Source organism: Laspinema palackyanum D2c (genome assembly GCF_025370875.1).
GTDB classification, from domain to species: Bacteria; Cyanobacteriota; Cyanobacteriia; order Cyanobacteriales; family Laspinemataceae; genus Laspinema; species Laspinema palackyanum.
Genome location: NZ_JAMXFD010000024.1, coordinates 1 through 20,627, shown reverse-complemented (window position 1 = coordinate 20,627; position 20,627 = coordinate 1). Strand labels below are relative to the sequence as shown.

At 47.7% G+C, this 20,627-nt stretch carries 17 protein-coding genes; 10 read left to right on the top strand and 7 right to left on the bottom strand.

Features of this window, described 5'->3' with window-relative positions:
- Positions 1 to 215 precede the first annotated feature (215 nt).
- Positions 216 to 431: a hypothetical protein gene (locus NG795_RS21765; protein WP_367290735.1), complete on the top strand. Its 216-nt coding sequence runs from the start codon at positions 216 to 218 to the stop codon at positions 429 to 431.
- A gap of 159 nt (positions 432 to 590) precedes the next feature.
- Positions 591 to 1,304, top strand: coding sequence for a biliverdin-producing heme oxygenase (locus NG795_RS21760; protein WP_367290734.1), 714 nt, complete (start codon positions 591 to 593; stop codon positions 1,302 to 1,304).
- A gap of 88 nt (positions 1,305 to 1,392) precedes the next feature.
- Here NG795_RS21760 and NG795_RS21755 read toward each other — a convergent pair whose 3' ends face one another.
- Entirely contained in the window at positions 1,393 to 1,665 is a 273-nt protein-coding gene (locus NG795_RS21755; RefSeq protein ID WP_367290733.1) for a Mo-dependent nitrogenase C-terminal domain-containing protein, read from the bottom strand.
- A 150-nt stretch (positions 1,666 to 1,815) separates the two neighbouring features.
- A complete protein-coding gene (locus NG795_RS21750) occupies positions 1,816 to 3,321 on the bottom strand; it encodes a glycosyltransferase (protein WP_367290732.1) in 1,506 nt (501 codons plus the stop codon).
- 228 nt (positions 3,322 to 3,549) lie between these two features.
- Between NG795_RS21750 and rpiA the strand changes: the two genes are divergently transcribed.
- The 6 genes from rpiA to NG795_RS21720 all read left to right on the top strand — a co-directional run bounded on the left by rpiA (position 3,550) and on the right by NG795_RS21720 (position 8,894).
- Positions 3,550 to 4,248, top strand: coding sequence for a ribose-5-phosphate isomerase RpiA (gene rpiA / locus NG795_RS21745; protein ID WP_367290731.1), 699 nt, complete (start codon positions 3,550 to 3,552; stop codon positions 4,246 to 4,248).
- 195 nt (positions 4,249 to 4,443) lie between these two features.
- Complete coding sequence (locus NG795_RS21740; protein WP_367290805.1) at positions 4,444 to 5,625, top strand: aldo/keto reductase; 1,182 nt, start codon at positions 4,444 to 4,446, stop codon at positions 5,623 to 5,625.
- 12 nt (positions 5,626 to 5,637) lie between these two features.
- Positions 5,638 to 6,246 carry a GDSL-type esterase/lipase family protein gene (locus NG795_RS21735; protein WP_367290730.1) on the top strand — a complete coding sequence of 203 codons (609 nt, stop codon included), beginning with the start codon at positions 5,638 to 5,640 and terminating at the stop codon, positions 6,244 to 6,246.
- Entirely contained in the window at positions 6,243 to 7,145 is a 903-nt protein-coding gene (locus NG795_RS21730) for a hypothetical protein (RefSeq protein ID WP_367290729.1), read from the top strand. Before NG795_RS21735 ends, NG795_RS21730 begins: the two co-directional genes overlap by 4 nt.
- Positions 7,146 to 7,342: 197 nt before the next feature.
- Positions 7,343 to 8,485 carry a ferrochelatase gene (locus NG795_RS21725; RefSeq protein WP_367290728.1) on the top strand — a complete coding sequence of 381 codons (1,143 nt, stop codon included), beginning with the start codon at positions 7,343 to 7,345 and terminating at the stop codon, positions 8,483 to 8,485.
- 277 nt (positions 8,486 to 8,762) lie between these two features.
- Entirely contained in the window at positions 8,763 to 8,894 is a 132-nt protein-coding gene (locus tag NG795_RS21720) for a hypothetical protein (protein ID WP_367290727.1), read from the top strand.
- Between the two features lie 183 nt (positions 8,895 to 9,077).
- Here the strand turns inward: NG795_RS21720 and NG795_RS21715 are convergent, their stop codons facing one another.
- Complete coding sequence (locus tag NG795_RS21715; protein ID WP_367290726.1) at positions 9,078 to 9,245, bottom strand: hypothetical protein; 168 nt, start codon at positions 9,243 to 9,245, stop codon at positions 9,078 to 9,080.
- A gap of 560 nt (positions 9,246 to 9,805) precedes the next feature.
- Between NG795_RS21715 and ftsH the strand changes: the two genes are divergently transcribed.
- Positions 9,806 to 11,806 (top strand): ATP-dependent zinc metalloprotease FtsH, encoded by a 2,001-nt coding sequence (gene ftsH, locus NG795_RS21710; protein WP_436836077.1) that lies wholly within the window; start codon positions 9,806 to 9,808, stop codon positions 11,804 to 11,806.
- 74 nt (positions 11,807 to 11,880) lie between these two features.
- Here the strand turns inward: ftsH and NG795_RS21705 are convergent, their stop codons facing one another.
- Positions 11,881 to 12,531, bottom strand: a complete 651-nt coding sequence (locus tag NG795_RS21705; protein ID WP_367290725.1) for a M23 family metallopeptidase — start codon at positions 12,529 to 12,531, stop codon at positions 11,881 to 11,883.
- A 421-nt stretch (positions 12,532 to 12,952) separates the two neighbouring features.
- Between NG795_RS21705 and NG795_RS21700 the strand changes: the two genes are divergently transcribed.
- Positions 12,953 to 13,333, top strand: coding sequence for a hypothetical protein (locus tag NG795_RS21700; RefSeq protein ID WP_367290724.1), 381 nt, complete (start codon positions 12,953 to 12,955; stop codon positions 13,331 to 13,333).
- 111 nt (positions 13,334 to 13,444) lie between these two features.
- Here NG795_RS21700 and NG795_RS21695 read toward each other — a convergent pair whose 3' ends face one another.
- From NG795_RS21695 to NG795_RS21685, 3 genes are all read right to left on the bottom strand, one after another.
- Positions 13,445 to 14,908, bottom strand: coding sequence for a hypothetical protein (locus tag NG795_RS21695; protein WP_367290723.1), 1,464 nt, complete (start codon positions 14,906 to 14,908; stop codon positions 13,445 to 13,447).
- Between the two features lie 23 nt (positions 14,909 to 14,931).
- A complete protein-coding gene (locus tag NG795_RS21690) occupies positions 14,932 to 15,198 on the bottom strand; it encodes a hypothetical protein (RefSeq protein WP_367290722.1) in 267 nt (88 codons plus the stop codon).
- A gap of 191 nt (positions 15,199 to 15,389) precedes the next feature.
- Positions 15,390 to 20,561: a tetratricopeptide repeat protein gene (locus NG795_RS21685; protein ID WP_367290721.1), complete on the bottom strand. Its 5,172-nt coding sequence runs from the start codon at positions 20,559 to 20,561 to the stop codon at positions 15,390 to 15,392.
- Positions 20,562 to 20,627: the final 66 nt, after the last annotated feature.

The following is a 20,627-nucleotide window of genomic DNA, read 5'->3' as shown; positions in this document are numbered from 1 at the left end:
TTGCTCATAATTCTAACGCTGCATTGATGTCCAGGACTTGTCCAGATGTTTCCCTGACCACTTTTAGAACCCCCTTGCGCTAAGGTTGATGTCCAACCCGAAGCAGTAAGAGCTATTTCTAAGGTAGTTTGGTCAATACCTTTGACCAGTAGATTGAGGACATCTATGGCAGTTAAAATGTTACCTGAAGGCATAATTCCGAGGATTCTTGTAGCATGAGAAGGGCGAAGAGTTGGCGAGATTACCGGCAAGTGTTATTACGGTTGCTGGAGGACCGAGAACAGCGCTATCAGAAATTAGCGGAGTTGCAGGAAAAAATTACAGTAGGCATCGAATCTCTGGATCGCGGGGAAGGGATGGATGGGGAAACTATGTTAACTCAACTCAAGGTGGAAATTGAGCGTAGGGAAGCGCGCCAGGACCCATCTTGAACTGGGAAATCCCCCTGGGACCCCCAGGAAAGTTTAAAAAACTTAACGAAAATTCTCATCGATTCAGTTTAAGGTAACCCTTTAGAGGTTATTTTTTATGGCCTCTTGCGAAGGCGATAGGCCCGCTGTTTTATTAAAGTTGGAAAGTTAAGGAAGCGAATGAGTAGCAATTTAGCAACAAAGCTGCGTGAAGGCACGAAAAAGTCTCACAGCATGGCAGAAAATGTGGGTTTTGTCAAGTGCTTTTTAAAAGGAACGGTTGAGAAAAGCTCTTATCGGACTCTGGTGCGGAATCTCTACTTCGTCTATTCGGCGATGGAAGAGGAGATGGAAAAGCATCGCAATCACCCGATTCTGTCTCAGATTTACTTTCCTGAACTGAATCGCAAGGCGAGTTTAGAGCAAGATTTAGCTTTCTACTATGGCAGCAACTGGCGGGAGCAGGTGGCTCCTTCTGAGGCCGCTCAAGCCTATATTCAGCGGATCCGGGAAGTGTCGGAAACGGCACCGGAACTGTTGGTGGCGCATTCCTACACCCGTTATTTGGGCGATTTGTCTGGGGGTCAAATTCTCAAGGGAATTGCTCAACGGGCGATGAATTTAGAGGGCGATGGCACCGCTTTCTATGAGTTTGAGCAGATTACCGATGAGAAGGCGTTCAAAACTCAGTATCGTGAAGCGATGAACAATTTGCCGATCGATGATGCGGATGCCGATCGCATTGTGGATGAAGCGAATCATGCGTTCGGGTTGAACATGAATATGTTTAAGGAACTCGAAGGGAGTTTGATTAAGGCGATCGGTCAAATGGTGTTTAATGCCTTGACTCGTCGTCGCAATCGTAACAACACGGAACTCGCAACGGCTGAATAATTTCAAAAGTGAACGGAGCGATCGCCTATTGGCGCTAGGCAGTAGGGTCGAGTGTCAATGGGCGATCGCTCCGGTTTTTTGAGGAGATTTAGGAACAAGCTTGGATATCGATGCCACATTCATCAACCAGATAACACAGCGCCCGAAACCGCAGTCCCATCAGTTCATCGTAGAAGGGATTGAGTTTGCATAAGGGGGGAATGTGGAGGAGGGTGCGTCCCCTAAATTTGAGGTCCCGGGCAAAGGGGCATTGCGCTGGAATCAGCTTGTAGAGTTGTTTCGCCACCTTGGGATCGCGAACTTCAATCTGATCGAGCCATTGGCGCAGGGGTTGCAGAACAGGGAGAGAAGTTTGACTCATGATATTACCTCATCGGGGTGCGATCGCAATTCGCTTGCCCCTGTAAATGGTTCCTATTTCCACCATAGACGGCTTAACACAAAGTTTTGTAAAGGAACTGACAAAAGTCCCCCGGTCCTTGTAAAGGTTTTGTAAAACCTCAAGGGCCATTTAAGACTCCCCAGAACCGGACTTCAGGGAGATCGCCGCTTCAGTCTCGCCCAATTCATCGAGGATTGGTCCTAATTTTTCCCGGAGTAGGAGGGATTGGGTACTGTCAACCTTGCTGGTTTCTAACAATTTGAGGGCGGTTGCATAGGCGCGACTCGCTTCTAGGAGTTTCCCCGCATCCTGGAACGTATCCCCTAAAATTTGATAGGTTTGGGTGAGCGTCGGATTGAGTTTGAGGGATTGTTGACACAGAGTCAGCGCCCGGTGTAATTGTCCTTGATGATAGGCAATTTCCGCTTGTTGGGTGAGGGTTTCAGCCGTGGGAGGAACGGATGGACTGTTCAATCCACAGAGGTGATTTAACCAGTCAATCCAGGCAGTGGCGCGCACCTCCCAAGTACAGGAATGATGGATATAATCCACCTGTTTTTGCAGTTGGGATTCGGCATTGAACGCTTGCAAATCTGCGATCGCCTGCACCGTTGTATCCACAAAGCGACTCGCATAATTTTGCCAATCGGTTCTTAAGGAAAATTGCCAATCCCTGACAGAAGAAAATCCCTGCACATCCTCAACTGAAACTAAGGGACAAAAACCGGCTGCGGTTTCCGTCAGTGCCGCTAAATTGCTCGTCACCACCCGACATCCACTTGCCATTGCTTCCATCACCGCAATACAAGAGGTTTCTTTAAAGGTATTGGGATAAGTTAACAGAGAAACCGATCGCAACTGTTGAGCGAGTTCCGGTTGAGAAACTGACCCCAAATATTCCACCCCTTCCATGTCCCGACAGCGCTGATAGAGGGAACCATAGACAGATTCATCGATATCTTCCCGCAGTTGATAGACTTTTTTGCTGGAGAAAACTTTGAGGATGGTTCCGGGAACTGCTTGGCGAATTTTGGGGAAAATTGATAAGAGTAAATCTAATCCTCGGAAGGGAGTGCTGGTGTAGGCGAGAATGGGGGGATGAAACTTATGGGAGAGGATAGAAGTATTGGGGGAAAAGAGGTTTTGAAAGGCGGGAGCAATGGCATTCCTAAGAATCGCACTGCGCGTGGAATTAATCTTAAAAGCTACTTCAAATTGATGGCGCTGCCACTCACTGACCAAGGCAAATCCATCATACACATCCCGTTCCGCTGGATTTTCTAACTGCTGCATCGCATTGAGGGTGGGAAGCTGTTGAGTCCACAAAATTAAGCGAATTTTCTCCCCCAAGAATTGCCGGAGTGGGATACCTTTGCCTGCCACATTTAAGATAATTGCCACATCTAGCGATCGGCGCAATGTCTCGGACATCTGATTTAAGGGAAACGCCAAACAGTTTACCCCCCGTGAAATCCCCGGATTAGAGGTTTGATTAAACACAAACACCTCATGACCCTGTTGTGCCAATTGTTCCGCTAAATAACATAACGCCGATTGGGAACCACCCATTGGCATCTGATAGGCACTTTCTACCCGGTAATCCCAATCGGAAGGGTCTATAAATGCAATTTTCATCTTAACTTTATAGCGGGGAAAATAATTGGAAACAGGTGCGGAACCCAGGGGTGAGCTGATCCACCATCCCTTAGACATCAACACTCATTGATAATATCACCCCAGGTTGGATCAGTCATCCGGACGTGAAAAAATGCGCGATGGGGACAGGAACAGGGTAAATTTAACAATGGAGTTTATTTTAACTGTCGTTCTGTCCCAGAGGGGACAAACATAGGAGTGGATCTGATGAGTACAGCAAATGCCATGAAACGCGAAGTCGGCAAGGCAGCCGCGCAACGGGTGAAATCTGGTTCCATCGTGGGATTAGGGACGGGTTCTACCACCGCTTATACCATTGAGTTCCTCGGGGAACGGCTGAAAAATGGGGATTTAAAAGATATTAAAGGAATTCCGACTTCGTTTCAGGCATCAGTGCTGGCGAAACAGTTTGGTATTCCTTTAACGACTTTGGATGAAGTTGATCGCATTGATATTGCCATTGATGGTGCTGATGAAGTTGATCCCCAGAAAAACCTAATTAAAGGCGGCGGCGCAGCACATACCCGCGAGAAAATTGTGGATTGTCTTGCGGAGATATTTATCGTCGTGGTAGATAGTTCTAAATTAGTGGATAAATTGGGTTCTACCTTTTTGTTACCTGTCGAAGTGTTGCCAATGGCAATGACGCCGGTAATGGCAGCGATTAAAAAGTTAGGGGGAGTCCCGGAATTGCGGATGGGGGTGAAAAAAGCCGGTCCCGTGATTACGGATCAAGGGAATTTTGTGATTGATGTCAAATTTGATAGCATTGACAATCCAGCAGAATTAGAAAAGACGCTGAACAATATTCCTGGTGTGTTGGAAAATGGGTTATTTGTTGGGGTAACTGATGTCGTGTTAGTGGGTGAAGTGGTGGATGGGAAAACCGTGATTCGGGAACTGTAAACCTCGCGGCTCATCACCCAGTGCCAGTGGCAACACCCGACGGGGGTTTTAACCCCCGTCTAACAACTCAAGTCGGTTTAAACCGACTATAATTCTTATGCAGTGGTGTTTGGATTCGGTTGTCAACCGAATCCAAGCGATGAAGTGGGGGTTTAAATCCCTGCCGGTTGTTAATATCAAACTTAAATCCTAATGATGCAATACCGACGCTTTGGACGAACTGAATTGCAAATGCCGGTATTTTCCTGTGGCGGCATGAGATATCAGTACAAGTGGCAGGATGTGCCGCAATCCACGATTCCGGCGAATAATCAAGAGAATGTAGAAGCGATTATCCGGCGTTCCCTAGCAGTGGGGATTAATCATATTGAAACCGCTAGGGGATACGGAACTTCGGAAATCCAATTGGGGGAAATCCTCCCGAAATTACCCCGAGAGAAACTCATCGTGCAAACCAAAGTTAGTCCCACGGAAAACCCAGAGGAATTTCGAGCAACTTTGGAACAATCTCTGTCTAATCTAAAGTTAGATTATGTGGATTTACTGGGAATTCATGGAATTAATACCCCGGAATTGTTAGACTACAGCATTCGTCCTGGGGGATGTTTGGATGTGGTTAAAGAGTTCCAAGAGCAAGGCAGAGTGCGGTTTATCGGGTTTTCCACTCATGCGCCAACGGAAGTGATTATCAAGGCCATAGAAACAAATCGGTTTGATTATGTCAACCTGCATTGGTACTATATTAATCAGGGAAACTGGCCTGCGATTGAAGCAGCAACCCAACAGGATATGGGGGTATTTATTATTAGTCCTTCTAATAAAGGGGGAAACCTTTACAGTCCTCCAGAAAGATTAGTGGAACTCTGTCAACCCCTAAGTCCCATTGTATTTAATAACTTATTTTGCTTATCTCATCCCCAAATTCATACCTTGAGTATTGGTGCATCCAGACCCACGGATTTTGAGGAACATTTGAAAACGTTAGAGCTTTTAGAAGACGCTGAGGAACTTTTACCACCGATTATTGAGCGGTTGGAACAGGCGGCGATCGCCCGCTTTGGAGAAGATTGGGTGAAAAGCTGGCATATTGGCTTACCCAAACCCGAAGAAACCCCCCATTCGATTAACATTTACCTGATTTTATGGCTAAGAAATCTGGCGATCGCCTACGATATGGTGGATTATGCTAAAATGCGCTATAATTTGCTTGGAAATGGCAACCATTGGTTTCCTGGAGAAAAAGCCGAAGCCGTCCACACCTTAGATTTTAGCCAATGTCTAGCGAAGAGTCCTCACGCTGATAAAATCCCTGGACTTTTAGCTGATGCTCATCAGTTACTCGCTGGGGAAAGTGTGAAACGACTCTCTCAACAATAATCATGGTACAATATGACAGCAAGCCGGATATGTTTTGTCGGTGACTCCTTTATCAACGGAACTGGAGACCCAGAATACTTAGGCTGGACCGGCAGAATTGTCGCGGCAGCTTGTCAAGCGGGTGAAGAAATTACCTATTACAATCTCGGAGTCCGGCGAGATACCTCGGCGGATATTTTAAAGCGGTGGCTGCCGGAAGTTTCCCACCGCTTACCCCCGGATTGTAACGGGAAAGTCTTATTTTCTTTCGGTGCAAACGACATTATCCTCGAAAAAGGAAAAATGCGAGTAGACCTTCCGGACTCCCTCAATCATACATGGCAGATTCTTGAACAGGCGAAATTGTTATTCCCGGTGTTAATGGTGAGTTCCCCTCCCCTTGGCAACGACGAAGACAACTTGAGATTGGCTGCTTTATCCAATCAATTTGAGCAAATTTGCTTGAATCTATCCATTCCCTATTTAGATGTTTTAACTCCCCTTCAACAGTCCCCAATTTGGCTGAATGAAGTGGCGGCTAATGATGGAGCACATCCTCAATCCGCAGGATATGCAGAATTAGCAGAATTGGTGACAAATTGGATAGGCTGGACCTCTTGGATTAACGCAAAAAAGGCATGAACAAATTAAAACTCTCCCTCCCCAAACCGAAAACCCAGCTTTCTATAACCCTCTTAAGTCTTCTACTGATGTTCCCCGGACTCAATAGCTGTACAAACGGGGATAATAATCCAACTCAGACTCCGGTAATCCCGGAAACAGAAATAGATTTGCCGGAACAGCGATTTTTAGACTTTCCCGGATGGCTAGGGTTTGGGACCAAAGTGCAACAAAATGGTGCCACTAAGTTTCCCTTTTCTCCAACCAGTGGGGAGGCACAAATTGCCATGTTTTCGGAACAGTGGTCTTTAGTTGATCCAGGTACTCCTTTGGTGGCGATCGCACCGGGAATTCGCGAAGAAGTGACCTTGCGGCGCTGGCAAAATGAACCCTATGGTTGTAACGATAGTCCAACGCCAATGGCAACCTTTAATGCGTCTCAAACCTTCCCCGAAGGAGCAGTTTGGGTGTTGCCACCCTCTCAAGGAGATGCTGCCACTGCCTTACCCTTGGAAACCCTACCCATCGATCGCATTCCCGAGGGAGTTCTGCGTCGAGATCCGCCAGATCCCAAGCAAATCAAAGCTTGGGAAGCGGGAGAAACCATCATTGTATTGGAACAAACCAGCGAGAAGACCGCCTTGTTAACAGTTGCTGACAATGCCGGAACCGCTCTTTACACCAACCCGGTGGAAGTATCGTCGATAACGGGTTCCTACGAGGAACCCCTTGATTTTTCTCAACGCTCTCAACCGGGAATTCCTCAACCCATTGGTGCATTCCAATTCCAAAATAATGCCGTTCCCCTGTTGGTGTTTTGGCGTCCCAGTTTTGAGGGTCATAGCTTTGAGGCGCTGGTTCCTAGAAGCGATCGCCTAGAGTTGGTTGATGTCGGTTCCGTCTACTATTGCGCCTTTTAAACCAACCGGCAGCAACAGGTTTAACCCTCCCCAATACCTTGGGGAGGGCTTTTTCATCTTTACCCAGTCTTCGCAACCTCGTCCCTGGGTTGGGTTCACCGCACCCCTCCTTCCCCCCCGAGGGGATGTTACCCTAGAGGGAATCGGAAACATGAGCCCGATCGCAGAACCCTAACTCGAATATTGAGGAGTCAAACGTGGTTGCAAGTCCCGAACAACAACAAGTAACAACCCCAGTCAGCAGTGGCAGTCATTCCCATGATGATCGCGTCGCTGTTTTATTGATGGGGTATGGAGAAGTCGAAAGTTATGACGACTTTGCCAACTACAACGAACAAGCGCTGAATCTGCTCACGGCGAAGTTCGCACCTGTTCCCAGCTGGATATACCCCCCCCTGGCAAAATTACTCGCCATCTTTGATTTCCATGAGTGGAGTCATCAACATGGTAAATTCATCTCCCCTCACAATGCCATTTTTGAGAAACAGCGTGAGGGAATTGAGCATGAATTGCAACATCAGTGGGGCGATCGCGTTAAAGTTTTCAAAGCCTTTAACTTCTGTGCACCGCACCTTCCGGAACAAGTTCTCACCCAAATTAAAGCCGAAGGATTTGATAAACTGCTGATTTATCCCCTATTAGTGGTGGATTCTATCTTTACCAGCGGTATTGCCGTAGAACAAGTTAATTTAGCCCTAGAAAAGCTCAGTGAGGGGGAAAGCGAAAATTGGGTCAAGGATATGCGATATATCCCTTCTTTTTATAACCAACCCGCCTATATCAATTTAATGGCACAAATGGTCGAACAAACCATTGCGGCTGAGCTCACCGGGGAACATTTTGCCTCACAAATTGGGATTGTGTTAATGAATCACGGTTGCCCTCACAAGGCAAAAGGCTTTACTTCTGGAATTACGGAAAGTCAGGCCCTCTATGATGCAGTGCGGGATAAGCTGATTGAGCGCTATCCTTTGATTTCCGTGGGTTGGCTGAATCACCAGACTCCTTTGATTGACTGGACTCAGCCGAATGCAACTCTCGCTGCCGAGAACTTGATCCAACTCGGAGCAAAAGCGGTGGTGTTTATGCCGATCGGGTTTGCTACGGAAAATCATGAAACCCTACTGGATGTGCATCATATTATCCATGACTTAGAGAAGCGTCACTCTGATGTGAGTTATATTCAGATGCCCTGTGTTAACGAACAGCCGGAGTTTTTGAAAATGGTGGCCGAATGGGCGAACCCTTTAATTGAAGACTTACTCAGCGATCGCGCTGCGGTAGCCGGAACCCCCTTAGTGGCGGCTCCTCACACCCATCACCATCACCACCATCACTAAAAATCTATCTTCGGATAGAGAGGGGATCACACATGGGTTGTGATCCCTCTGGAGAGTGAAATTACAGAACAATCACCGCACCCGTTTTCCCTGGGAAGACGGGTTTTGTTCGGTGAAGGTAGAAAACAGATATAGCGTTTCTCATGTCGATAAGGTGCATCCCTCACCCCAAACCCCTCTCCCAAAGAGGGAGAGGGGCTTTGAGAGAATACCTCATGAGTCCACAGAACCGCTATAGCTATTTAATTTCTGTGGTAAACTGGCCGAACATCCCCGGATGAAACAATTCATTAGAACCGAGAGTCATACGGAGACAATCGGACTGGGGGCTTGGGATGAACCTCCAGAGAATCCCTGGATTACAGGGAGGATTCGGGAAAATGCTGTCATGGATGGGTTGTTAAATTAGAAAACTGACACAATTGATGAAAATTGATTCGTTTGTAGGGGCTTTCTCCCGGGAGAAAGCCCCTACCCATCGTCTAGTGGGTACATTTTGTTATGGTGAGGGAGAGTCAAAAGGCTTTGAAAGTCAGAAATTGGATAAAAATGGAGCATCAGGAAAATAACAATCCATCCATTTTTTTACCCGTCAGTCCTGGCGATCGCCGAGGGGGATCACCCGTATGATAGGCGCTCTAGCGATCCCCAAAATAGGGAAACCGCGAGGGATGCGATCGCCATCAAGATCTCCGGTGATAACGATCGCACAACCGAACGCAATGAAATCACCCAAAGGGGTGGAGAATTCGTTGAGCATGAACGTCAGTATTCCTCACGGTGTTGAGGAGGAGTCATTTATGGATTATACGTGGAAACCTTTTCTCTGGTTAGCAGGCACCATCGCCTTGCAAGTAGTTACCTTGAGCGTTGCCGCCCTCATGTTAGTCGCAATTTCATCCCATTAAACTCAATGGCGATCGCACATTTTCCCCGTCTCCCCACTGCCAACTTCCCTTGGCGCTTCTGGCATCTAAGCGATCTACTTATCACAGCATTTCCCACAGCTAAATAGGACCAAATGCCATCCCCAGTCTGCACCGTCCGCCTCTAACCCGACCCCAACCCAATTGTCGGTAAAGTAGCGTGACGGACAACAGACGCCGGATCCCTCGATTCGGCAGGCATAAAACCCTCCCCTTTGGTATTTCCCCAAAGGGGAGGGTTTTAATTGCGGGATCAACACCGGATCAAGGCAGTGCGACCGGACAAACGTTAAACTAGAAACGGGACCTAATTTCGAGGGATAAATCGCCGAGGGTTCATCATTGGGACCTCAGCATAGACAACTTCAAACAGGCACAGGTGAAGCGATTGAATATGAAAGGTTTTTTGAAACAGTGGATCGAGGGACAACGGGGAGTCAGTCAACCGAGTTCACTCAAAGGGGAGAGCATGACAATACAAGGCAACCGTGCCAACAGTACAGGGCCTGTCGCTAAAAAATCATCTCTCCCCGCTAAACTAGCAAGCACCCTCGGGGCAATGCTGGCATCGGGAATACTGACTCAAGGGGTGCTGCTGACCAATCCGGCGATCGCCCAAACCGAGGCTGCGGCCCTGAGTTATAGCGAATTATTGCAGAAAATTGAGGCCGGAGAAGTCCAACGAGTGGCAGTGGATCCGGCACAATCCGTTGCCCGAGTTAAATTATTACAGGGCGATCAGGAATATACCGTTCCCCTGTTCGATCGCCACCCGGAATTATTTGAAAGAATTAGATTACAAAACCAGGCAGCAGAGACGATCCAACTGGACGTTCAGCCCACCTCAGACCCCTCAGCCGCCTTTGGCATGGCGGCCAATCTCCTCTTAATTCTCCTGTTAATAGGAGGATTGATGATGATTGTCAAGCGATCGGCGCAAGCGGGAAATCAAGCCATGAGCTTTGGCAAATCCAAAGCGAGATTTCAAATGGAAGCCAAAACCGGCGTGATGTTTGATGATGTCGCTGGAATTGAGGAAGCTAAAGAAGAACTGCAAGAAGTGGTCACCTTCCTGAAAAAACCCGAACGATTTACGGCGATCGGGGCCAAAATTCCCAAAGGCGTCCTGTTAATTGGACCCCCTGGAACCGGCAAAACCTTACTCGCCAAGGCGATCGCCGGAGAAGCAGGCGTCCCCTTCTTCAGCATCTCCGGGTCAGAATTCGTGGAAATGTTTGTCGGCGTCGGGGCCTCCCGCGTCCGGGACCTGTTCAAAAAAGCCAAAGAAAACTCCCCTTGCATCGTCTTCATCGATGAAATTGATGCCGTGGGTCGTCAGCGTGGCGCAGGCATCGGTGGTGGCAACGATGAGCGAGAACAAACCCTCAACCAACTCCTCACCGAAATGGATGGATTTGAGGGGAACTCCGGAATTATTATTATTGCGGCGACCAACCGACCCGACGTTCTGGATCAGGCATTACTCCGTCCCGGACGATTTGACCGGCAGGTGATGGTCGATTTGCCGAGTTATAATGGCCGCCTGGGGATTTTACAAGTCCATGCGCGGAATAAGAAGCTGGCCCCAGAAGTTGCCATCGAGGCGATCGCCCGTCGCACCCCAGGATTTTCCGGGGCCGACTTAGCCAACCTGCTCAACGAAGCCGCGATCTTAACCGCAAGGCGACGGAAAGAAGAAATTGGTGCCCTAGAAATCGACGACGCCATCGATCGCATCACCATCGGACTGCAACTGACCCCCCTGCTCGATAGCAAGAAAAAGCGCCTGATTGCCTACCACGAAATCGGTCACGCCCTGCTGATGACCCTGTTGGAAAATTCCGACCCCTTAAACAAAGTCACCATCATTCCCCGTTCCGGCGGCATAGGCGGCTTCGCTCAACAAAGTTTCAACGAAGAAATGATTGATAGTGGTCTCTACACCCGGGCTTGGTTAATAGACCGGATTACCATTACCCTGGGAGGGAGGGCCGCCGAACAGGAAGTATTTGGGGATACGGAAATCACCATTGGAGCCAGTAACGATATCCGCGTTGTTGCCGATTTAGCCCGGGAAATGGTCACCCGCTACGGAATGTCCGCATTAGGTCCTCTAGCCCTAGAAACCCAGAACGCCGAAGTGTTTTTAGGTCGGGACCTCGGCAGCAAAGCCGATTACTCTGAAGAAGTTGCCTCGAAAGTGGACCGCCAGGTGCGAGAAATCGCCTTTGACTGCTATGAAAAAGCCCGAGTCATCCTCCGTCAGCATCGGCAACTGCTCGATCGCCTCGTGGATATGCTCTTAGAGGAAGAAACCATCGAAGGTGAAGACTTCCGCCAACTCGTCAGCCAATCGGTTGATCTTCCAGAAAAACAGCTTGTTAGCAAAGGTTAACTGTAAAAAAAATAGCCCGCGTAAGCGGGCTTGATCCGAGCCGCTTCCACCCTCAACCGGGGGGGAGCTTTTTTTTAAGGTTGCATCGAAACACTGCGGGATGAGCCATACATCGCCCGCAAAATCAATGCCGGGTCATACCAGTCATTGGCGTATCTCAGACCCCAGTGGAGATGAGGACCCGTGCTGCGTCCTGACATACCCACTCGACCGATGCGGACCCCAGCCGGAACCTGTTGACCGTCATAAATCTGTAAGCCCCCGGTGCGATCGATCAGGTAACGACGCCCCCCGGAGCGCTCAACGGCTCCTTGCATATGGCAATAGATATGTTCCCAGTCTCCGGATTGGATCACCAAACCAATGCCACAGCGATCGTCATCGATCACCTGAGACACCGTTCCCGCCCACCAATTGCGGACATAACTTCCCATCGGTGCCGCAATATCTAAACCCGAGTGAAATTCACTGCTATAACCGCCAGTTGGGGACTGACGATAGCCAAACGGCGAGGTATAAGCCTGAAAATTCTCCACAGGAAAGGAAGCCCCTTGCCAATAATTTGCCGTTGCCGTCTGTGGCGCTCCCGGTCCCTGAGAGTGAGCAATCTGGGGTTGCAACCCCAGAACCAGTATCACCGCTAAACCTAGCCCGACAAATAACAGCCGTCGTACAGTACGGGTTAAGTGTTTGTGCATCCATCCGGGGATAGCATTTCGCATCATCACTTCAATTCCTCAACCACAGATTAATATTATGAATCCGTTCAAATCCATTTGAGCATCAAACAGATAAATCTCTTCTCAAGAGGGCCAGGAAATTAAATGCGCCCCCATTTTGAGGGTGGATTAATCCACCACGTCGAGGTAATGGTCCCGCTTAAGAACCCCTTGCGTTCCGTCAAATCCTGCACCCCAGTCATTTAGCAGGCCCTACCCCAACGGTGTTGTAGAAAGTTATTTTCTCGACGTGGATTTTACCCTAAGTTGTACCCTAGTCAGTCATTCACGCACCGAATCGATAAATCGGTTCAATTTTGGGGTGGCCCTGAATCAATCTCATCTCATCCGAGGATACCGGAGCCTGAATTCTTAACTTTTGTTAAAATCGCTAAAAAGATAAATTCATGACCCCAGTGCCTCAACTATGTTAACTGAAATTTTTCCCTTTCAATTTGCAGTCGATACCACCGCCCTGGCGGGAGCCTCCTTATGGTCCCTGGCCCTGTATCTGGGACTTTCCAGCCTCAGTGAATGGGTAACGGAACAACTGAATCGCTGGTTTAACTTTGCCGATCGCGCCCTGTACACCTCAGAAAAAGAGTTCGAGCGCTCAAAACAGGCCAGAGAGTCCCAAAATGCCCTCTATGCCTCAGTCTTGAGTATTGTCCCCTTTCTAGCAATGGGCGGAGTCTGCAACTGGGGCGTCCAATTCACCCTGGGTACCAGTTGGGCGATTTCTGTGGGGATTATCGCTTGTATTATTTGTGGGGTCTATGAATTGGGCCGTCGAGATGGGATGTCGTAACCGGGGGCGACACCCGCAGTATTTAGAAACCGGGGTTCTTGACAAAATCTATGGAATTCAGCCTAAATTTAGGGCAGAACCCCGGTTTCTGGCCCCCTGAATTCAATGGGGTCAATTTTTTTTCACTTTTTTACCCCGATTTTGATACCGTTTGACTCCCCAATAAACGATCGCCGCCAGGAGAAAGCTGCCGAAAACAGCAATCAGAAAGGGATGGGGATAAGACGAGCGATCGCCTGCCCAAGGACTCCGCCAAGGTTGGGTGATTAATCCCGCACTAGAGGCAAAAATCGCCCCAGTCCCCACCGCCAGTCCGATCGCCTGGATGGTATTTTCAAGCTGTTTTTCTTGGTCTTGGCGCTGGCGATCGCGTTGGGTTTGCTCAATTTCCACAATCCCCCGAATCGAGGCCACAGCCTTATCTGCCAAACTTCGGATATGTGTAAAATAGCCTAAATCCAGTTTAATTTGCTCCTGGAAATTGACGCAATTCTTCGTATAGAAATTTTCCAAGATATCTAGCTTTTCCTGGGGGCAAAAACTTTGAATTAAAACCAATTTTTTATGATAATTATTTGCATTCGCCTCCAAAGTTAGGCGTGATGTTTCTAACCCCCGCAAATTTTCTGAAAAACTAACATCCAGTTCTAACAACTCTACCTGGGATTTTTGTAGAATCATCAACGTGGATTGGGATAAATTTTCAGAACTAGATTCTTTTGAGGGAATTAAAGACCGAATTGCTTTAACTTTTGTGCCAATTTTTTTATATTCAGCACGAGTATCCCGATAAATCTCTCGACTGTCGGCAAAAGTTTTAACAATTTTTTGGCGATAAAAAAATAAATCGAGTAATTCTTGATCCAGGAGACAGAGATTAGACTCAGCCAAAGCTGAGGGATTTTTCACCCCTTCTGACTCCTCCAAAAATAACCAAACCCAAATCATTTGGTATTGATCGGGATTGCGAGGGTCACCATATTCAAACACCGGACTCCCAAACAGTTGACTCGCTTGATAACAAGGGGGTAAGGGCGAGTCTGATGTTTCCAAGAAACTTTGCAAGCAATAATCAGCTATTTTTTGCCAAATTATTGGTCCTTTTTTCTGTTGCGCCGGGGACAGCCAGCCGGTTAAAATAATAACCTGTCCGATAGAACTATCCAATATCCACTGTTGATTTTGGTTAAATTGTTTAAAAATAGCTCCATCAACAGGTTGGGTTCGGTTTTCTTGGGGCTCATCCAGTTCAGGAATTCGCAGGTTTAAATAGAGCGCATAGCTATCATACAGTTGTAAATACCCAACGACCCCGGTTATCGGTTTATCGCCAAGCTTGCCTTTTAAACTCAGCAGAATATTGTCGTCACTCGTATCTTGGAGGAGATCCATCCGCAGATGAGGCGTAACTTCTCGTAGTTTTAACCCCTGCTGAATCTGGAATCTATCAAAAATCTGTAGACAGCGATCGCGTAAATAATGGGGTTGATAATCAGGTGCACTATCCGTATCTTCGATTTCCGTCAAATGAAACGAAAATAGATGAACATTAGGAGCATATAGCAAAAAAGACATTGAATTGACAGGTAAAAATGAACTTAATGAGTCTGGGGAGGCAAGTTTTTAGAGGCATTTTGTTGCGCCTGAGCCTGTTTCCGCAGTTCAAACAAATTTTGTAAAATTTCCGCTTCACTACTCAGCTTTCGTCGCGGCGAGTTGACATTTTCGCGGTTTGGCAAAGGATCAGCAGCATTTTTTTTCTCGGCAAATTCTATCACCCTTTTTCTCACCTCGGGTCGCTTCTTGAGCCACTCTACCAAGGGTTTGCGGATGCTTTCGGGTTGACTTTCTAACCCTTCTAGCAACTTCAGGATTTCCGCTAACTGTTTTGGGGTTAAATTGATAGAATTCGCTTGAATCGCTGCCGGAAAAAAATGTCATAAAATCTTCAAATTCCATGTTTTGACTCCTTGATTTTTGCTAAAGTTAATTAACCGATATTCCTTGTAATGTGGCCCTGCCGCGTCACGAGAAACGTAGCTGAGGGAGAACGTTGCTAAATCCCGATTGCACAAAAGGCTGCCCAGTAACTAGGATGATTAAAATAGCATTCCTCCTCCGGATAAATTTCAAACGCTTTCTCAATTTTTTGGCGTAATTTCTCAGTCACCTGGGGAGACGATTCACTCCACTGGAATAACTCCCCAACCGTGACTTGACGCAACCATTGCTGCGCTTCGTTCAATGCCTGAGAAACCGAGGACTGAATTTGCAGTTCCTCATACAGTTTTACCATCAAAATTGCCGTAGATAAATCATTTACCGCCCACAGACTGCAAATCACATTAGTGGCTCCCGCATAGAGAAACCCCAACCCCAAACTGATGTATTCTTCCAAATCGGGAGAAACCCCAATTAATCCCGTTTCGCAGGCGGAGAGAATCACCAGGCGACAGTGGGGTAAATTTAGCTCAAACAACTCCCCCAGGGTGTAACATTTTTCCAACTCTGCGCTTTCTCCTTTGCGCCAAGACACAAATCGCTCGGTATCGCGCCCGGAATGGCTTTCTGCTCCCGCTACTGCACCGGCAAGCACGAGGAAAGACTGCATGGGATTGGTAAAATTAAAAGAACCATGTCCGGCAAAATGCAGATATTCGGCAGCCCGAAAATCTCTCTCATAAGGATGTTGGCGGAGGGCATTTTTGGTTGCTTCTTGGCGGATGAGACGGTGAGCAGTGGGTTGAAAAGCGGGGAAAATTGCCTCAACTTCTAAGTCTGCGTAAGTTAAATCTTCCGTGGGATTTTGGATAGCAAAAAAGCGGTTTTGACTCTCGCGTTTTTGGTTGCGCTGGGAGACTTGCAAAAATTGACAACTGGGGGCATATTTGATGCCATCGGGAAAGCGATCGCATAAATAGTGTGGGGAGGTACGGTTGATGGCTAAAGCGTGCAGGGGAAACAGGTGCAAATCGCGATAGGGAATTAAAATCAGTTGGCGGTAGTCCGAGGGAATCCGGGCAATCAGTTGGGGTAAATCTAGGATATCCGAGAGACACTGCAAGAAGCTATCCAGATGAGTTTTCCACTGATATTTGTTGTTGAAATAGGCATCCAGATAGGTTTGGCGCAACTGTTGTAACTCAGTATAAGCCTTCGGGGTGGATTCCCAAACGGAGATTTTCCCCTCTCCTCCTGTCACCACAAACGCATAAATCCGCTCCCGAGTGAGATACCATTCAATCAGAGCCGTTTTCTCGTCCAGTAAGCCCTGAATCTCAGAAAATTCCAGGGGTTCCACGCGCTGGGTGAGGGTAAAATTGGGGTCGTAGACTTGAATGCGATCGAGCAGGGCGTCTAAAGCTTGTTTCGCCGCGATATATTGTTGGCGAATCGTTTCAATGGCAGTGGGAGTGAAGTTAGGACCCGCGCCGCGCCGTTGCCCGAAATCAGTATCCGAGATAGGGTTGGGGTTGCTGGGGTGGTCAACACTTTCAAGAATCCGCTGTTTAGCGCTGACTTCCCGACGCAGGCGATCGAGTTCCTCCCGCATTTCCGGGGGAATCTCACCTGTGGGTTGGCGATCGGCATTGACGAGCAGTTCGATGAGATTGCGAGATTTGCTCCGTTCCACACTGGCTAAGGCTTTGCCGATATCTCCAGCATGGATACAGGCTTGCACCAGTTTCTCATAAACACTGATTTCCGCTTCCCGGCGTTTTTGTTTTTCAGCATAGGAGTCGGTGAAGCTGCAAAGGGTTTCCACCGCTTCGATGGCAGCCTCATAGCCTTCGATGGCGGTTTCCCAGTCTTTGTGAGCGAAAGCAGTATTGCCCAAACGGCGACCGAGATCTAAGGCTGGTGCAGGTAATTTGCCTGGGGAACAAACGGCTAAACCCGCTCTGTAGCAGGCGATGGCTTGAGGAATTTGGTTGAAGTGTTCATGGACAAATGCCAGACTATTGTAACTGGTACCCATGCCGGATTTATCGCCCAATTCGGTTCTCAATTGCAAAGATTGCCGATACAGACGCTCCGCCTCCTCCCAGTTGCCCCGATTTCGCTGGATATCTCCCAAGACTCCCCAAGAGGTTGCCATCCCTTTGCGATCGCCCAATTCGTTTCTCAATTGCAAAGATTGCCGAAACAGACGCTCCGCCTCATCCCAGTTGCCCCGATTTCGCTGGATATGTCCCACACATTGACATGAGGTGGCCATGCCCGAGCGATCGCCCAATTGGGTTTTAACTTCCAACGATTGCCGAAACAGACGCTCCGCCTCATCCCAGTTGCCCCGATTTTGCTCGATATCTCCCAACAGTCTCCAAGATTCTGCGATTCCTTTGCGATCGCCCAATTCGGTACTCAATTCCAAACATTGGCGATACAGACGCTCCGCCTCATCCCAGTTGCCACGAAGTAGCTGGATATATCCCAAACTTGGCCAAGATTCTGCCATCCTTTTGCGATCGCCCAATTCGGTACTCAATTCCAAACATTGGCGATACAGACGCTCCGCCTCATCCCAGTTGCCACGAAGTAGCTGGATACAACCCAAACTTCCCCAAGTTGTTGCCATCCCGGAGCGATCGCCCAATTCGGTTCTCAATTCCAAAGATTGGTGATACAGACGCTCCGCCTCATCCCAGTTGCCCCGGTTTCGCTGGATATCTCCCAAACTTCCCCAAGTTGCTGCCATGCCGGAGCGATCGCCCAATGCAGTTCTCAATTCCAAAGATTGGTGATACAGACGCTCTGCCTCATCCCAGTTGCCCCGATTTCGCTGGATATCTCCCAAACTTCCCCAAGAGGATGCCATCCCAAAGCAATCGCCCAATTCGGTCCTCAATTGCAAAGATTGGCGAAACAGACGCTCCGCCTCATCCCAGTTGCCCCGATTTCGCTGGATATCTCCCAACAGTCCCCAAGAGGATGCCATCCCAAAGTGATCGCCCAATGCAGTTCTCAATTCCAAAGATTGGTGATACAGACGCTCCGCCTCATCCCAGTTGCCCCGATTTCGCTGGATATATCCCAAATTTGCCCAAGAAGAAGCTATCCCCGAACGATCGCCCAGTTCGGTTCTCACTTTTAAAGATTGCTGAAACAGAAGTTCCGCCTCATCCCAGTTGCCGCGATTTCGCTGGATATCTCCCAAGACTCCCCAAGCGGTTGCCATGCCCGAGCGATCGCCGATTTCTTGGGCAATTTCTAAGGACTCCTGGGAGAAAGTCATCGCCTGTTGATATTGTCCGAGGCTAGAGTAAACTAAACCCAGATTCCGCAAGGCAGAGCTTTCACAAGAGCGAGCGCCGATTTCCCTGGCAATTTCTAATGACTCCTGGTAGAAAGTCATCGCCTGTTGATATTGTCCCAGATAGTAGTATGGATTGCCTAAGCATCTCAAGGCAGAAGCTTCTGCTTTGCGATCGCCAATTTCCCGGGCAATTTCTAACTGCTGCTCAGTCACCTCTATTGTCTGTTGATATTGTCCTCCATCAGAATAAGCATTCCCAATTCCCATTAAGCAATAAATTTGCCATTCATGGTTATTCAGTTTTCCGTAGACTGTCGCTGCCTGCTGATAATATTTTCTTGCCTCCGTTAGTTTTCTCCACTTGCTACAAGTCTCTCCTAACCCATAGAGAATATTCGCTTCCCAAGTCTCTTGCTGGCCTTCCCGCGCCAAGTTCAGAACCAAGGTAAAGTAGTCGTGCGCTTCCGAATACTCCTGGGCAGCCTCACTAATACAGCCCAGTTCATACAAAATCTCGATTTCTTTGGATTTATCCCCAAGGTTTCGGGCTAATTCTAACCGATGCAGTTGTGCGGCAGTGGCTTGGGCATACTCTTTTAAGTTTCGAGCAACTTTTCCTACTTTCTTGAGGCATATATCTACCCAATTCGTAATCTTGAGTTTTAAATAAAGTTCATTCGCTGCTTGATAATATCCCAGGGCGACTTCTGATAGGGTTGAACTTTCAGAAGTCTCTCCCAGCATATAGAGACTGTTCGCTTCCTGAGTTTCTTGCTTGAGTTCCCGCGCCAAGCTCACCGCCTGATTAAAATAGTCGTGCGCTTCCGAATACTGCTGGGCATCATAACTAATACAGCCCAGCTCATACAAAAGCTCGATTTCCTTCGATTTATCCCCACTCTCCCGCACTAATTCTAACCGCTGCTGTTGTGCGGCAGTGGCTTTAGCATAATCCTTTAAGTTTCGAGCCACTTTCCCTACAAAATTTAGGGTGATATCTACCCAAGTGGTAATTTTAAGTTTTAAATAAAGGTCACTCGCTGCTTGATAAAATCCCAGGGCGACTTCTAATTCGGTTAAACTTTCAGAAGTCTTTCCCAGCATATACAGGTTATTTGCTTCCTGAGTTTCTTGCTTGAGTTCCCGCGCCAAGCTCAGAGATTGATTAAAATAGCCTTGAGCTTCTGAATACTGCTGGGCATCATCACTGATACAGCCCAGTTCATATAAAATCTCGATTTCCTTAGTTTTATCCCCACTCTCCCGCACTAATTCTACCCGCTGCTGTTGTGCGGCAGTGGCTTTAGCATAATTCTTTAAGTTTCGAGCATTTTTAACAACCAGATTGAGTGATTTATCTGCCCAATCGGCAATTTTAAGTTTTAAATAAAGTTCACCTGCTGCTTGATAAGAGAGGATAGCTTCTTCTATTTGATTTAGCTGTTCATCGCTATGCCCCAGCATATAGAGACTATTCGCTACTTCAGTCTCTTTCTCTAGCTCTTGCGCTAACTTTAGAGATAGGGTATAATAGTCTTTTGCTTCTAAATACTGCTGTAAAAAATCATAACAAATCCCGCCAATTGCATAGAGGATTTCTTGTTCCATCCCTCGGCAACCCAAGGCATCAACTCCAGGCAAATCCCCCTGCCGCACTAACTCTAACCGCTTTTTATGGCAGTCAATGGCTGAGGCATACTCTTGTTTTGCTAGATAAATCGTGGCTAAATTACGCCAAGAATTTTCTATCCATTCTTTTCCCGTGTTCTCCCTTTGATAAATTTCTACCGCCTCTTGATAGCATTGAATCGCTTCATCTAAAAAATTGAGATTTTGATGAACTACTCCTAGGACAAAACAGGAATTAGCAATATTAATCGAATTTTGTAACTGACGGGCCAAGAGTCGGCATACCGTGAAACATCCAATCGCTTGGGGATATTGCTTTAAGTGAACCCGATAAGCAGTCATGCAAAATTAATTGCATATTCTTTTCCCAGATTATCGAGGACATTAGTCACATAATCAACTAAATTT

Excerpts from the sequence above, each read along its gene's own strand:
- NG795_RS21765 (WP_367290735.1), top strand. The coding sequence starts at position 216 with ATGAGAAGGGCGAAGAGTTGGCGAGATTACCGGCAAGTGTTATTACGG.
- NG795_RS21760 (WP_367290734.1), top strand. The coding sequence starts at position 591 with ATGAGTAGCAATTTAGCAACAAAGCTGCGTGAAGGCACGAAAAAGTCT.
- NG795_RS21755 (WP_367290733.1), bottom strand. The coding sequence starts at position 1,665 with ATGAGTCAAACTTCTCTCCCTGTTCTGCAACCCCTGCGCCAATGGCTC.
- NG795_RS21750 (WP_367290732.1), bottom strand. The coding sequence starts at position 3,321 with ATGAAAATTGCATTTATAGACCCTTCCGATTGGGATTACCGGGTAGAA.
- rpiA (WP_367290731.1), top strand. The coding sequence starts at position 3,550 with ATGAGTACAGCAAATGCCATGAAACGCGAAGTCGGCAAGGCAGCCGCG.
- NG795_RS21740 (WP_367290805.1), top strand. The coding sequence starts at position 4,444 with ATGCAATACCGACGCTTTGGACGAACTGAATTGCAAATGCCGGTATTT.
- NG795_RS21735 (WP_367290730.1), top strand. The coding sequence starts at position 5,638 with ATGACAGCAAGCCGGATATGTTTTGTCGGTGACTCCTTTATCAACGGA.
- NG795_RS21730 (WP_367290729.1), top strand. The coding sequence starts at position 6,243 with ATGAACAAATTAAAACTCTCCCTCCCCAAACCGAAAACCCAGCTTTCT.
- NG795_RS21720 (WP_367290727.1), top strand. The coding sequence starts at position 8,763 with ATGAAACAATTCATTAGAACCGAGAGTCATACGGAGACAATCGGACTG.
- NG795_RS21715 (WP_367290726.1), bottom strand. The coding sequence starts at position 9,245 with ATGCTCAACGAATTCTCCACCCCTTTGGGTGATTTCATTGCGTTCGGT.
- ftsH (WP_436836077.1), top strand. The coding sequence starts at position 9,806 with ATGAAAGGTTTTTTGAAACAGTGGATCGAGGGACAACGGGGAGTCAGT.
- NG795_RS21705 (WP_367290725.1), bottom strand. The coding sequence starts at position 12,531 with ATGATGCGAAATGCTATCCCCGGATGGATGCACAAACACTTAACCCGT.
- NG795_RS21700 (WP_367290724.1), top strand. The coding sequence starts at position 12,953 with ATGTTAACTGAAATTTTTCCCTTTCAATTTGCAGTCGATACCACCGCC.
- NG795_RS21695 (WP_367290723.1), bottom strand. The coding sequence starts at position 14,908 with ATGTCTTTTTTGCTATATGCTCCTAATGTTCATCTATTTTCGTTTCAT.
- NG795_RS21685 (WP_367290721.1), bottom strand. The coding sequence starts at position 20,561 with ATGACTGCTTATCGGGTTCACTTAAAGCAATATCCCCAAGCGATTGGA.